The 13376-nt window shown below is 67.4% G+C and carries 12 protein-coding genes and 1 pseudogene; 12 read left to right on the plus strand and 1 reads right to left on the minus strand.

The features are described from left to right. From GH736_RS01650 to GH736_RS01675, 6 genes and pseudogenes are all read left to right on the plus strand, one after another. Nucleotides 1-667: ATP-binding cassette domain-containing protein (locus GH736_RS01650; protein ID WP_159599627.1), on the plus strand; the 667-nt coding region annotated here is incomplete at its 5' end. A 120-nt stretch (nucleotides 668-787) separates the two neighbouring features. Then, a pseudogene (locus GH736_RS01655) lies at nucleotides 788-1021 on the plus strand (YciI family protein); the annotation flags it as partial. Between the two features lie 41 nt (nucleotides 1022-1062). Beyond that, nucleotides 1063-1452: an MmcQ/YjbR family DNA-binding protein gene (locus GH736_RS01660; protein WP_159599629.1), complete on the plus strand. Its 390-nt coding sequence runs from the start codon at nucleotides 1063-1065 to the stop codon at nucleotides 1450-1452. Between the two features lie 281 nt (nucleotides 1453-1733). After that, nucleotides 1734-2180 (plus strand): hypothetical protein, encoded by a 447-nt coding sequence (locus GH736_RS01665; protein WP_159599631.1) that lies wholly within the window; start codon nucleotides 1734-1736, stop codon nucleotides 2178-2180. Between the two features lie 223 nt (nucleotides 2181-2403). Further along, nucleotides 2404-3639, plus strand: a complete 1236-nt coding sequence (locus tag GH736_RS01670; RefSeq protein ID WP_203230619.1) for a DUF1254 domain-containing protein — start codon at nucleotides 2404-2406, stop codon at nucleotides 3637-3639. 191 nt (nucleotides 3640-3830) lie between these two features. After that, entirely contained in the window at nucleotides 3831-4652 is an 822-nt protein-coding gene (locus GH736_RS01675; RefSeq protein ID WP_159599635.1) for a C1 family peptidase, read from the plus strand. Between the two features lie 111 nt (nucleotides 4653-4763). On the opposite strand, the gene GH736_RS01680 is transcribed toward GH736_RS01675, so the two are convergent. Beyond that, nucleotides 4764-5369: a class I SAM-dependent methyltransferase gene (locus GH736_RS01680; protein WP_203230620.1), complete on the minus strand. Its 606-nt coding sequence runs from the start codon at nucleotides 5367-5369 to the stop codon at nucleotides 4764-4766. A gap of 185 nt (nucleotides 5370-5554) precedes the next feature. On the opposite strand from GH736_RS01680, the gene GH736_RS01685 reads away from it, so the two are divergent. The 6 genes from GH736_RS01685 (at nucleotide 5555) to kdpC (ending at nucleotide 13376) form a co-directional block, all read left to right on the plus strand. Then, nucleotides 5555-6532, plus strand: coding sequence for a DUF389 domain-containing protein (locus GH736_RS01685; protein WP_159599639.1), 978 nt, complete (start codon nucleotides 5555-5557; stop codon nucleotides 6530-6532). Between the two features lie 38 nt (nucleotides 6533-6570). After that, on the plus strand, nucleotides 6571-8550 hold the full coding sequence (locus GH736_RS01690; RefSeq protein ID WP_159599641.1) for an APC family permease: 1980 nt from the start codon (nucleotides 6571-6573) through the stop codon (nucleotides 8548-8550). A gap of 267 nt (nucleotides 8551-8817) precedes the next feature. Further along, nucleotides 8818-8907, plus strand: coding sequence for a potassium-transporting ATPase subunit F (locus GH736_RS01695; protein ID WP_159599643.1), 90 nt, complete (start codon nucleotides 8818-8820; stop codon nucleotides 8905-8907). Then, complete coding sequence (kdpA, locus tag GH736_RS01700; RefSeq protein WP_159599645.1) at nucleotides 8908-10581, plus strand: potassium-transporting ATPase subunit KdpA; 1674 nt, start codon at nucleotides 8908-8910, stop codon at nucleotides 10579-10581. It abuts the gene before it with no gap. A 45-nt stretch (nucleotides 10582-10626) separates the two neighbouring features. Further along, nucleotides 10627-12744: a potassium-transporting ATPase subunit KdpB gene (gene kdpB, locus GH736_RS01705; RefSeq protein WP_235933797.1), complete on the plus strand. Its 2118-nt coding sequence runs from the start codon at nucleotides 10627-10629 to the stop codon at nucleotides 12742-12744. 26 nt (nucleotides 12745-12770) lie between these two features. After that, nucleotides 12771-13376, plus strand: a complete 606-nt coding sequence (gene kdpC / locus GH736_RS01710) for a potassium-transporting ATPase subunit KdpC (protein ID WP_159599649.1) — start codon at nucleotides 12771-12773, stop codon at nucleotides 13374-13376.

Below are 13376 nucleotides of genomic sequence, written 5' to 3' on the forward strand. Positions count from 1 at the left end.
GCTGCTGCACCTCATCGCGGGCGTCGAGCGAGCGGATGCCGGCACGGCGCGCCTCGGCGACCGTGACCTCGCCGCGCTGCGTCGTCGCGATCGCGCCAGGGTCATCGCCCTCGCCGAACAGGAGGTGGCGGATGCTCCGGGGCTGCGCGTCGCGGAGGTCGTCGCGCTCGGTCGTACGCCGTACCTCGGCGCGTTCGCGGGCCCGGGTGAACTCGACCGCGGCGTCGTGCGGCGCTGCCTCGAGGACACCGGCCTGGTCGAGCTCGCCGACCGCTCGTACGACACCCTGTCGGGCGGCGAGCGCCAGCGCGTCAACCTCGCCCGGGCGCTCGCGCAGGAGCCCGAGCTGCTGCTGCTCGACGAGCCGACGAACCACCTCGACGTGCGGGCACAGTTGACCATGCTCGGCCTGCTGCGCGAACTCGCCGGCGGAGGGTTGACGGTGCTCGCCGCCCTGCACGACCTCTCGCTCGCGGCCGGATACGCCGACCACGTGATCGTGCTCGCCGCCGGCCGCGTGGTCGCCGCGGGCGCACCTCGCGACGTGCTCACGCCCGGACTGATCCGGGAGGTGTGGGGCGTCGAGGCGCACGTGCTGGAGCATCCGACCACCGGAAGGCCGCTGATCGCGTACTCGGAGGTGTCGGAGGCTCGGGCCGAGGTGTGAGTGCTTGAGCGATTGAGTGCTTGCGTGCTTGAGTGCTTGAGTGCTTGCGTGCTTGTGTGCTTGCACGTGCCGGCACGATCGGAGTAGCTTCGCGAAAGCAGTTGCAGAACGCAAGGGGTCGCCGGCGTCTACGTCTTCGGCGGCGGCATCGACGAGGCTGTCCCACCGGTCATGGTCGATGGCGACGGCATAGTGACCGAGGGCACCTACCCGCAGACCACGCGACTCGAGGGCGGCTACACCGTGCTGGAGGTGCCCTCTCGGGACGCCGCACTGGAGTGGGCCGCGAAGATCGCGGTGGCGTGCCGGTGCGCGCAGGAGGTGCGCGAGTTCCAGTACGACCCGGCCAGCTGAAGGCGCGGCTGGCTGTCGGTGGAGCGGCCTAGGCTCGCGACGTGGCCACCCTCGACGACCTGCGCCGCACCGCCGCCGGCCTGCCCGGCAGTGAGGAGCGCGCGACGACCGGCGGTGCCGCCTGGTTCGTGCGCGGCAAGCTGTACGCGTGGGAGTGCCATCCGTGGCCGAGCATCCCGCCCGACATGCGCGAGATCATCGCGGCCGAGCTCGTCGTCGGGGTGAAGGTCGCCGACCCGATCGACGCCCTGGCCCTCGTCCAGATGGCACCCGACGTGTTCCTCCGCACGACGACGCCTTGGGGTGAGCCGAAGGTCGCCTTCCGCATGGCGCACATCGACGACGACCACCTCGCCGAGCTCGTGACCGACGCATGGCGCGTGCAGGCGCCGAAGTACCTGCGGCGCGAGCTCGACTCCCTGGGCGGGTAGTGCGTTCAGCGCCCCTTGACCGGGCATCATCGCGGGCGGGTCTTGCGGGAATCACGGCAGTGCCGAGTGGTCGGGAATCCGCTCCAGCTCAGCGCGTGCCTGTCGAGTGGGTCTGGCGCTGGATGGTCCGGTACACGGTCGGTCATCGGGCGCCGTTCGCGTGTCGCGAGCGCATTTCCGGAATTGCGCCGACCGCCATCGACTGGCGAGCGTGGTCATTATCATCGGAGGGATTCCATCGACAGAAGACGGTTCCCGGGCGCGCCATCGGCAGGCACGTTATGGAGGACGAAGCCGACCGACACAAAGTTCAGGAACAGGTTCCAGTGGCCGATGCCCAGCCTCCGATTGTGATTTACGGCGATGGTCTCTGCGAGGTTTACCTCACCGTCGCCGCAGCTTGCCAGGCTCTAGAAGCAGTAGACGTGAACGATGGTCTGTACGAGGCGTTCGACTGCACGGGACGCGCCCTCCTACTCGTGACGAAGCAACACGCAGTCTCGATAGACGTGCCGCCGAACTCGGCCGCTGAGCCTGCCGCGTTGGCGCGGCGACTGAGGGACTACATACAAGTCGTAGGCGCTGATCGCGTGGGAATTGCAGATCTGGTCGACGCCTCACTGTCGGTCATGCTTGACGCGCTGCTGAGCTTTCAGCGTCGCAAGGCGCGGAAATCGTCTTTGTACGGCAGGTTGGGATGTAGCCGCATAAGCGACCCCGAACGATGACCCGTCCGATCTGCGGAAGTCCGAGAGCGGATCCCTCACCGCGGCCGGGTTGCCACCGCTGACGCGCTTGCGTCTCCGCTCTCCCGGGTCGGGGAGTGCCGCTAGATTCATGGGTGGTGTGATCGTGCGAACTAGGGGAGCTCGTATGTCGGTTTTGTCGGGTGATCTGCGGACACTGAGTCGTGAGGCGTACATCTACTTGTACCCGCTGGTAACGATGGAGGTGGGTCGTCAGCAGGCAACGAACCTCGCGGCGGACGCGCGGCCGGGATTCGGACCGGCCAACGAGTTCCACCATCTGCGGACCTTCCCGCCGGCGGACTATCGCGCCGTGGTGCGGCCGAACTTCGACACGCTGTACGCCAACGCCTGGCTCGACCTGACCGAGGGGCCGGTGCTGCTCCGGGCCCCGGATACCGACGACCGCTATTACATGCTGCCGATGCTGGACATGTGGACGGACGTCTTCGCGACGGTCGGGAAGCGCACGACCGGGACCGGCGCGCAAGACCACGTGATCGTCGGCCCCGGATATTCGGGCGATCTCCCCGAGGGCGTCCCGGTCATCAACGCCCCCACCCCGTTCGTGTGGATCATCGGGCGTATCCAGACCAACGGTCCCGCCGATTACGCCGCGGTCGCCGCGATCCAGGATGGACTGTCCATCACCCCGCTGACCCCGCGCCCCGCCCGCGAGATCGACCCCGACGTCGACACGGACACCGAAGCCTTGACGATCGTCAACCGCATGAACGCCGTGGAGTTCTTCCAGTACGCCGCCACCGCACTGCAGTCGATCCCACCGCACCCCACCGACTTCTCGATCCTCGCTCGAATCGCGAGGCTCGGGATCGTGCCGGGAGACCCCTTCGACCCCACGGGGTTCTCCGCGGAGGAACTCGCCGGGATCGAGGCGGGCGCGAAGGACGCGCTCACGCAACTGATCGCAGCGGTTCCAACGCTTGGTACCGAGACAAACGGATGGACGAACTTCTCCGACACCATCGGCGTCTACGGCAACGACTACCTCAGCCGCGCCGGCATCACCCTCGCCGGGCTCGGAGCGAACCCGCGCGAGGACGCGATCTACCCGCTGCTGGTGCGCGACGCCGACGGAGACCCCATCGTGGGCGACACCGACTACGTCCTTCACTTCGACGCCGATCAACTCCCTCCTGCCGCCGCGTTCTGGTCGGTGACGATGTACGACCAAGAAGGCTTCCAGACCGCCAACGAGCTCGACCGGTTCGCCATCGGCGATCGCGACCCCCTTCGCTACAATCCCGACGGCTCCCTCGACCTCTACATCCAACACACCAACCCCGGGCCGGACAGGGAGTCGAACTGGCTGCCGTCACCACAGGGACCACTCGGCATCAACATGCGCCTGTACGCCCCCTTGTCCGAAGCCCTCGACGGGCGATGGCACCCACCCGCCGTGATCAAGGCGGCCGCATAACGATCCGCGTGTGCGAGTCGACTGCCGCGCTGGCGGCTCTTGCGCACTGCCGGGAGCCGTCACCGGTCGTCCCCACCAGGGGCAACAGTGAACAAACGGAGGACTCGCTTTCCCCGGCCGCAGGTCGAGTCTCTCGCTGCGTAACCTAGCCCTTGCGGGTCTCCGGCCCGCAATTGACGAGGGAGTCACCGATGGCCACGATCCACGACACGATGGATTACGGGTACGACCCCACCGTGCCTGAACCCGGCCCGGTGAGTGTGCCGCCGGCCGTGGGCGTGCTCCCGCCCAGCGCAATGGTGAACGCCGCCTTCCTGCCGCCCGTGGGTAAACAGGACACGCCGAGTTGCTTTGTCTGGTCTTCAACCTACGGCCTCACCACGTTCGCCGCGGCGCAGGCAGGGCTGATCACCGATCCCCAATCCAGCGCGCAGCAAGCGAGTCCCTACTACACGTATGTCAGGATGCTGGGGCAGTTCGACACCCCTGTCGACACGTGCACCGGCGGCCAGATCATCGCCTGCCTGAAATTCCTAGATAGCAACGGCGGCACACCGTCGATGCAGGCGGCTCCCGAGCCCCCTCCCGGTTCCAGCGCCTGCGCCGCAGTCTGGACGGCATACGGAACTGCGCAACTCTCCCCCGATACGAACTTTCAGCCGACCGCGTGGTCGAATGTCAGTGTGTTCGGCGAGACCGGGCTGAACAACATCCGCAACATCATCTCGCAGGGGTTCGCGCTCGCCTACGGCACTCGGCTCTACACCGACTTCGCCAAGTACGACGGCACGCCCAACCCGTATGTCGGCAACGGCATCATCGCGACAAAGCCAAACGGCAAACTGGTCGGGCACTGCATGTTGATCATCGGCTATGACGACACGACACAGGCGGTGCTGATCCAGAACAGCTTCGGTTCCGACTGGGGAAGCGACGGATATGTCTGGATGGCCTACCAGACGTTTCAGGCGCTCGCGCAAGGCACCGCCGTCTACGTCATAGCGATTCAATAGCTCCGCGAACCGATCGCCGATCCCGCTTATCGACTTCAACCCGGGCTAGTCCGATGAGCGCTCAGTTAGCGGACGGCCGCAAGCGGATCCGGTAGCGGCTGGTTGAGACGGCTATTGGATTTCAGCCCGTCGGGCGACGAGGGCGGCCTGCGGTCGTTGGCCAGCGGTCTTCCTGACGTGCGATTCGAGAACGTCGAAACCAGCCGCCTGGAATTCCGCGGTGAGTGCCTCGACGGGCCACCGGTACGCCGGGATGACGGCGTGGTTGAACTGCTCGACGACAGGGCCCTCGAAGAATCCCACCAGCAGCGCGCCTCCTGGCTCGAGTGCGCGATGGAACTCGACCAGCGGCACCCGGATCGTTTCCGGCCCATGATGGATGAGGGAGTACCAAGAGAGAACTCCACCGAAGGCCGCCGTGCCGCAGTTGAGGCTTTCGAGGGTGCCGACCTCGAAACGCACGTCCGGATACTCCTGTCGGGCACGCTCAATGAACTCGGGCACCTGATCCACACCGCGGGCATCGAGCCCGAGGCCAACGAGGAAGTTCGTCCATTGGCCGGGGCCGCAGCCGGCATCCATCACCTGGCCTTTGATCCCGCCCGCCCACGTCGCAACGAGCTGACGATCTGAGGGATGCACCGCGCTCATCGTTCCGAAGAGGTCGATGTACTCCTGCGCCCTCCGGGAGTATGCCTCGCTGACGGCGCTGATCACATGCAGGAGTCTAGGGACTACGTGCGATGAAGAAGTCGATGCGGAGCTCGAGTTGTCGCTCGTCGGAGGTGGTGTTGATTGCGGGCAGCAATGCACCAGCGCCCGTTGTTGCCCCGACGGTGAGTCGCACGCCGCCCGACCCATATCGTGTGACGTGGTGTGAGTGAAGAAGCGAGGAAGACGTCATGTTGAACGTTCGAGTCACGGCGCCGCACGCGCTGGCTGAAACACTGCGGGCTCAGCTGGCCGCCGACCCGACCGTCAGCAATGTCACGCTCGTGCCCGCAGCTTCCTCCGATGCCGGCGGTGACCTCCTGTTCTTCGAGATGGCTCGCGAGAACGCCAACAACGTCATGCGCATGCTGCGTCACTCGGGCGTTCCCGGTGTGGGGTCGATCGTCGTCAGCGAGACGATGGCCGTCGTCTCGGATGCGGCGGATGCGGCAGAGCGGTCGGCTCCGGGGCATCCGGCGGATGGAGTCCTCTGGGCGCAGCTCGCCGATCGCTCGCGAGAGGATGCCCGCCCATCATGGAGCTTCTTCGCCTTCCTGCTCCTCGCGACCTTCATTGCCGGCATCGGCCGGCTTCTCGACCAGCCGATCCTCATCATCGGCGCGATGGTGGTCGGGCCGGAGTTCGCCCCAGTCGCCGCGATCTGCTACGCGATCGTGCGACGCAAGCCGAAGGTCGCGGGCATGGCCGCCACGACGCTCCTCGGGGGGTTCGCTTTGTGCGCGCTGATCGCCTGGGCGGTCTGGGCGGTGCTGTACGCGCTCGGCGTCATCACATTCATTCAGGCGACGACCGGCCCACTCACCGAGTTCATCATCTCGCCCGATGCCTGGTCGTTCGTCATCGCCCTGCTGGCCGGTGTGGCAGGTGTGCTCTCGCTCAGCACGTCGAAGTCGTCAGCACTCGTCGGAGTCTTCATTTCGATCACGACGGTTCCTGCAGTCGGCACGATCGGCTTGACCCTGGCGGTCGGCGCGTGGGATGAGGCGTGGTCGGCGCTCGTGCAGCTCTGCATCAACCTCGCCGGCCTCATCTTGGCGGGAACGGCAACCCTCTTCGTGCAACTGCAGCTCGGCCGACGGATCGGGCGACGCACCACGCAACGTCCTGACGCGTCAGGGCCTACTGGACGGGCTCCGCGGGTGGGATGATCAATCGTCCGTCGTTCGGGGCGGCTCGGAGGAGTGCAATGCGTGACTGGTCGCAGTTCGAGTTCCCGGCAAGCGTGCCGGGACCGCACGCACATCGTCCGGAGAATCCGTTCACTCGATGGTTCCTCGAGCACACCGTTCAGCCGGCCGGTCCCGAAGTACAGGAGTCGACCGTCGAGCAGCATTCCTGGTGGAAGGTGATGTGCCTCACGGGCGTCGACTACTTCTCCACACTCTCCTACCTGCCCGCCATCGCGATCGTGGCCGCGGGAGCGGTGTCGCCGATCGCCACACTTCTCATCGTGGCCCTCACCCTGCTCGGGATGCTTCCCATGTATCGCCAGGTCGCAAAGGAGAGTCCGCACGGCCAAGGGTCGGTGGCCATGCTCGAACGGCTGCTTCCATTCTGGCGAGGCAAGATCGTCGTCCTCGTGCTGCTCGGCTTCGTCGCCACGTCGTGGATCATCACCATCACGCTCTCCTCGGCGGATGCAACGGTGCACCTCATCGAGAACCCGCTCGTGCCCGAGGCGCTCAACGGTCAGGCCGTGGCCATCACGATCGTCTTCCTGCTGGTGCTCGGTGGCGTCTTCCTCCTCGGATTCACCGAAGCCGTGAACGTCGCCATCCCGCTCGTCGCCGTCTTCCTCGGCCTGAACGCCATCGTGATCGCGACGGGCCTGATCGAGATCTTCAACCACCCGGTCACCATCACGGACTGGTGGGGCGCCCTCGCCCAAGGCGGCGGAGGCTTCACCGACATCATCATCCCCGCCATCCTGGCCTTCCCACTGCTCGTGCTCGGCCTCTCCGGCTTCGAGACGGGCGTCAGCATGATGCCGCTCGTCGCCTCCCAGGGCACGAGCCCCGAAGAGCGGCTGGCCTCGAGGATCCGGAACACGAAGAAGCTGCTCACCGCAGCGGCCGTGATCATGAGCGTCTTCCTGATCACCAGCAGTCTCGTCACCACCCTGCTGATCCCGGCGGACCAGTTCGAACCCGGCGGTCAGGCGAACGGCCGCGCACTCGCCTACCTCGCCCACGAATTCTTCGGCGACGCATTCGGGACGGCCTACGACATCAGCAGCATCCTCATCCTCTGGTTCGCAGGGGCATCGGCGATGGCCGGCCTGATCAACATCGTCCCCCGCTACCTCCCCACCTACGGCATGGCCCCCGACTGGAGTCGCGCCGTCCGCCCCGTCGTACTCGTCTACACCGGGATCAGCATCGCCATCACCATCGCTTTCCAGGCCGACGTCGACGCCCAGGCGGGAGCCTACGCCACCGGCATCCTGGCCATGATGGTCTCAGCATCCGTGGCAGTGCTCATCTCCGCGATCCGTCGCCGACGAGCCCCGGCGATCACGGGATTCGCAGTGCTGACCGTGGTGCTCGGGTACGCGCTCGTCGACAACATCATCGAGAAGCCCGACGGACTCGCGATCTCGGCCATGTTCATCCTCGGCATCGTCGTCGTGTCCATCGTGTCGCGGGTGACGCGCACGACCGAGATCCGCGCCGAACGGATCGAGTTCGACGAGACCGCCCGCCGCTTCATCGGCGAATCGTTGCTGCACGATGGGCGCCTGAACATCGTCGCGAATCGTCCTGATGTCGGGGACGCCGCGGAGTACGAACAGAAGGAGCGCGCCCAGCGCCGGCTCAATCCGGTACCCGGTCGTGCCGACGTCCTGTTCCTCGAGATCCATGTCGTGGACCCGTCCGAGTTCCGCGAGGTGCTCCACGTGCGCGGCGTCGACGTGCACGGCCACCGCGTGCTCCGTGCGGACAGCCCTGCCGCGCCGAATGCCATCGCCGCCATCCTGGTCGCGATGCGGGATGCCGCGGGCGTCCGTCCGCACGCCTACTTCGAGTGGTCCGAGGGGAACCCGCTCCTGCACATGGTCCGCTACATCCTGCTCGGGCGAGGTGACACCGCCCCGGTGGTCCGCGAGATCCTCCGCGAGGTCGAGAAGGACCCGGCCGAGCGGCCCACCATCCACGTCGGCGGCTGAACCCGGGTCCTTCGGGGCGCCCCGAGGCGACCGCGTTCGCAATCCGTTCGGATCACCAGCGCGGCCGTTAGGGAACCGTGAGGATCGGCACGGTCGCCTACAGGCGGGTGTTGCATCGGATGCGCAGCCGAGCGCTGCACGCCCACCGCGATCGCGGCCGGCGGCCGTCGCATTCCGTGGAGTCCTCGTGCTCGATCTGATCTACGTCATCGCGGTCATCGCGGTGTTCGTTGTCATCGCCCTCATCGCGAAGGGGGTCGAGAAGCTGTGATCGTCTTCTCGGTGCTCACCGCCGCATTGGGCGTCGCCGCCGTGGCGTACCTCGTGTACGCCCTCGTCAAGCCTGAGCGGTTCTAGATGGGCGTGCTGCTCGCCGTCCTGCAGACGGCCACCCTCGTCCTGATCCTCGCGCTCGCCTACCGTCCGCTCGGCGATTACATGGCACGCCTCTACACCTCGACGGAGGACTGGCGGGTCGAGCGCGGGCTCTACCGTCTCGTCGGCGTCGACCCGCGAGCGGAGCAGTCGTGGACGGCGTACCTGCGCGGCGTCCTGGCATTCTCGCTCATCGGCGTGCTCATCGTCTATGTCCTCCAACGAGCCCAGGCGGTGCTTCCCTACTCGCTCGGCTTCCCCGCGGTGCCCGAAGGCCTGTCGTTCAACACCGCCGCCTCGTTCGTCACGAACACGAACTGGCAGTCGTACTCACCCGACGTCACGATGGGATACACCGTGCAGCTCGCCGGGCTCGCCGTGCAGAACTTCGTGTCGGCAGCGGTCGGCATCGCCGTCGCCATCGCAGTGGTGCGCGGATTCGCACGCACGAAGTCGGGCACGATCGGCAACTTCTGGGTCGACCTGTTCCGCGGTGCCTTCCGCCTGCTGCTGCCGCTCTCGATCGTCGCCGCGATCATCCTGATCATCGGTGGCGTCGTGCAGAACTTCAACGGCTTCACCGAGGTGTCGACGCTTGCGGGCAACACCCAGAACCTGCCCGGCGGGCCGGTCGCGTCGCAGGAAGCCATCAAGGAGCTCGGCACGAACGGAGGCGGATTCTTCAACGCCAATTCCGCGCATCCGTTCGAGAACCCCTCTGGGTGGACGAACCTCGTCGAGATCGCGCTCATGCTCGCCATCCCGTTCACGCTCCCGCGCACGTTCGGCCGGATGGTCGGCAGCAACCGGCAGGGCTATGCGATCCTCGCCACCATGGCGACGCTGTTCGTGGTCTCGCTCGTGACGATCAGCGCCCTCGAGCTGAACGGCGCGGGCACCGCGCCCGAGCTGGCCGGCGGCGCCATGGAGGGCAAGGAGCAGCGCTATGGCATCCTCGGCTCGACACTGTTCGCCTCGGCGTCGACGCTCACGTCGACCGGCGCCGTGAACTCGATGCACGACTCGTACACCGCCCTCGGCGGCATGATGCCGATGCTCAACATGATGCTCGGCGAGGTCGCGCCCGGCGGCACCGGCTCCGGCCTCTACGGCATGCTCGTGCTCGCCGTGATCGCCGTGTTCATCGCGGGGCTCCTGGTGGGCCGCACCCCCGAGTACCTCGGCAAGAAGATCGGTCCGCGCGAGATCAAGCTCGCGAGCCTCTACATCCTCGTCACCCCGATGCTCGTGCTGGCCGGCACCGCCCTCAGCTTCGCGATCCCCGGGGTCCGAGAGGACGTCGAGACGACCTCGATCTGGAACCCCGGGGTGCACGGCATGTCCGAGGTGCTCTACGCCTTCACGTCGGCGGCGAACAACAACGGCTCCGCCTTCGCGGGGCTCACGGCGAACACGCCGTGGCTCAACACGGCGCTCGGCGTGGCCATGCTGCTCGGCCGGTTCATCCCGATCGTGCTCGTGCTCGCCCTCGCCGGCAGCCTCGCCGCACAGGACCGGGTGCCCGCGACCGCGGGAACCCTGCCCACCTCCCGGCCGCAGTTCGTCGGCCTCCTCGTGGGAGTGACGATCATCGTGACCGCGCTCACCTACTTCCCCGTTCTCACGCTGGGTCCCCTGGCGGAAGGGCTGATCTGATCCATGTCCACCATCTCCGAAATGACCGGCCACACCCGGCGGCCGATGGGCTCCCCGTCGAAGCGTCCCGTGGGCGCCTTCGGCTCGACCCAGCTGTTCCGGGCGCTGCCCGGCGCGCTCCGCAAGCTCGACCCGCGACAGATGTGGCACAACCCCGTCATGTTCATCGTCGAGGTCGGGGCGGCGCTCACCACGGTGATCGCGATCGCCGAGCCGTTCCTCGGTGCACCGAGTACCTCTGGCGGCACCGCGGTGCCGGCGTCCTTCACCTGGGCGATCGCCGTCTGGCTGTGGCTCACGGTGGTCTTCGCGAACCTTGCGGAATCCGTGGCCGAAGGGCGCGGCAAGGCGCAGGCCGACACCCTGCGGCGAACCCGCACGTCGACCGTCGCGCACCTGGTCACGCGGTACGACGAGGTGACGGATGCCGCGGCCGAGCGCACGCCGATCACCGACGTCTCCTCGGGCGACCTCCGACTCGGCGACCTCGTCGTCGTGTCGGCGGGCGAGCCCATCCCCGGCGACGGCGACATCGTCTGGGGCATCGCCTCGGTGGACGAATCGGCGATCACCGGCGAGTCCGCTCCGGTCGTGCGTGAGTCGGGCGGCGACCGTTCCGCGGTCACCGGCGGCACGAGGGTGCTGTCGGACCGCATCGTGGTGCGCATCACGTCGAAGCCCGGCGAGACGTTCGTCGATCGCATGATCTCACTCGTCGAGGGTGCGTCGCGCCGGAAGACGCCGAACGAGATCGCCCTGAACATCTTGCTGGCGAGCCTGTCGATCATCTTCGTGATCGTCGCGCTCACGCTGAATCCCATTGCGTCCTACGCTGCCGCGCCGGCGTCGATCCCGGTGCTCATCGCCCTGCTCGTCTGCCTCATCCCCACGACGATCGGCGCCCTCCTCTCAGCGATCGGCATCGCCGGCATGGACCGGCTCGTGCAGCGCAACGTGCTCTCCATGTCCGGGCGCGCCGTCGAGGCCGCCGGCGACGTGACCACCCTGCTCCTCGACAAGACGGGCACCATCACCCACGGCAATCGCCAGGCGAGCGACTTCGTCCCGATGCCCGGTGTCGACGACGCCGAGCTCGAACGCGCCGCGGCCCTCGCCTCGCTCGCCGACCCGACGCCCGAGGGCTCGTCGATCGTTGCGCTCGCGGCCGACCGCGGCATCCGCTTCGACGAGGCGCCCGCCGGCGAAGTCGTGCCGTTCACGGCGCAGACGCGGATGTCGGGACTCAATCTCGCCGACGGTTCGATCGTGCGCAAGGGCGCCGGCTCGGCCGTGATGGCCTGGGTCGAGCTGGACGGCCCCATCTCCTCGAGCGAGCGCGAGGAGCTCGACCGGCGCGTCGGTACGATCTCGGTCAGCGGCGGCACGCCGCTCGTCGTCGCCGAGCGGAACGTTCACGGCCCGGCTCGGGTCCTCGGCGTCGTGCACCTGAAGGACATCGTCAAGGACGGCCTGCCCGAGCGGTTCTCGGAACTCCGCGCCATGGGCATCCGCACGGTCATGATCACCGGCGACAACCCGCTCACCGCCAAGGCCATCGCGGCCGAGGCCGGCGTCGACGACTACCTCGCCGAGGCGACGCCCGAGGACAAGATCGCGCTGATCCGCAGGGAGCAGGCCGGCGGCAACCTCGTGGCGATGACCGGCGACGGCACGAACGATGCGCCGGCCCTCGCCCAGGCGGATGTCGGCGTGGCGATGAACTCGGGCACGTCGGCCGCGAAGGAGGCCGGCAACATGGTCGACCTCGACTCCGACCCCACGAAGCTCATCGAGATCGTCGCCATCGGCAAGCAGCTGCTCATCACGCGCGGCGCCCTCACCACGTTCTCGATCGCCAATGACGTGGCCAAGTACTTCGCGATCATCCCGGCGATGTTCGCCGGCGTGTTCCCTGGCCTCGGAGTGCTCAATGTCATGCAGCTGAGCTCACCGTCATCGGCGGTGCTCTCGGCGATCGTCTTCAACGCGATCATCATCGTGATCCTCATCCCGCTCGCCCTGCGCGGCGTCAGGTACCGCCCGCTCGGCGCCTCCGCGATGCTCAACCGGAACCTGTTGATCTACGGCCTCGGCGGCATCATCGCGCCCTTCATCGGCATCAAGCTGATCGACCTCGTCATCGGCCTCATCCCCGGGTTCTGACCCGCGCTGAAAGGAACGGATACGACATGAGTACGACTCGCACGACGGCCCGCACCCACTGGGTGGCGATCCGCGCGATGCTGCTCTTCACCCTCGTGCTGGGCATCGGCTACACGGCGCTCATCACGGCCATCGGGCAGGTCGCCATGCCGGCGCAGGCGAACGGCTCGGTGGTGACCGTGGACGGCCGGGTCGTGGGTTCGACGCTCATCGGCCAGTCGTTCGCGAACGCCGACGGCGACCCGTTGCCTGAGTGGTTCCAGCCCCGCCCCTCCGCCGCCGGCGACGGGTACGACGCCGGCGCCTCAAGCGGGAGCAACCTCGGACCGGAGAACGCGGACCTCGTCGCCGCGATCGAGGAACGCCGAGCCCAGGTCGCCGCCTTCAACGACGTGCCCGAGGCCGACATCCCCGCCGACGCAGTGACGGCATCCGGCTCCGGACTGGACCCTCATATCAGTCCCGCGTACGCCCGGCTCCAAGCGGCCCGCGTCGCCGAGGCGAGGGGACTGCCGGCATCCGAGGTGCTGGGGCTCGTGGAGTCTAGGATTCAGGCACGGGACCTCGGGTACCTGGGCGAACCCACCGTGAACGTGCTGCAACTGAATCTCGCCCTCGCGGAACTCGGCTAG

The sequence above is a fragment of the Agromyces humi genome (assembly GCF_009720255.1).
In the GTDB taxonomy this organism is placed as follows: domain Bacteria; phylum Actinomycetota; class Actinomycetes; order Actinomycetales; family Microbacteriaceae; genus Agromyces; species Agromyces humi.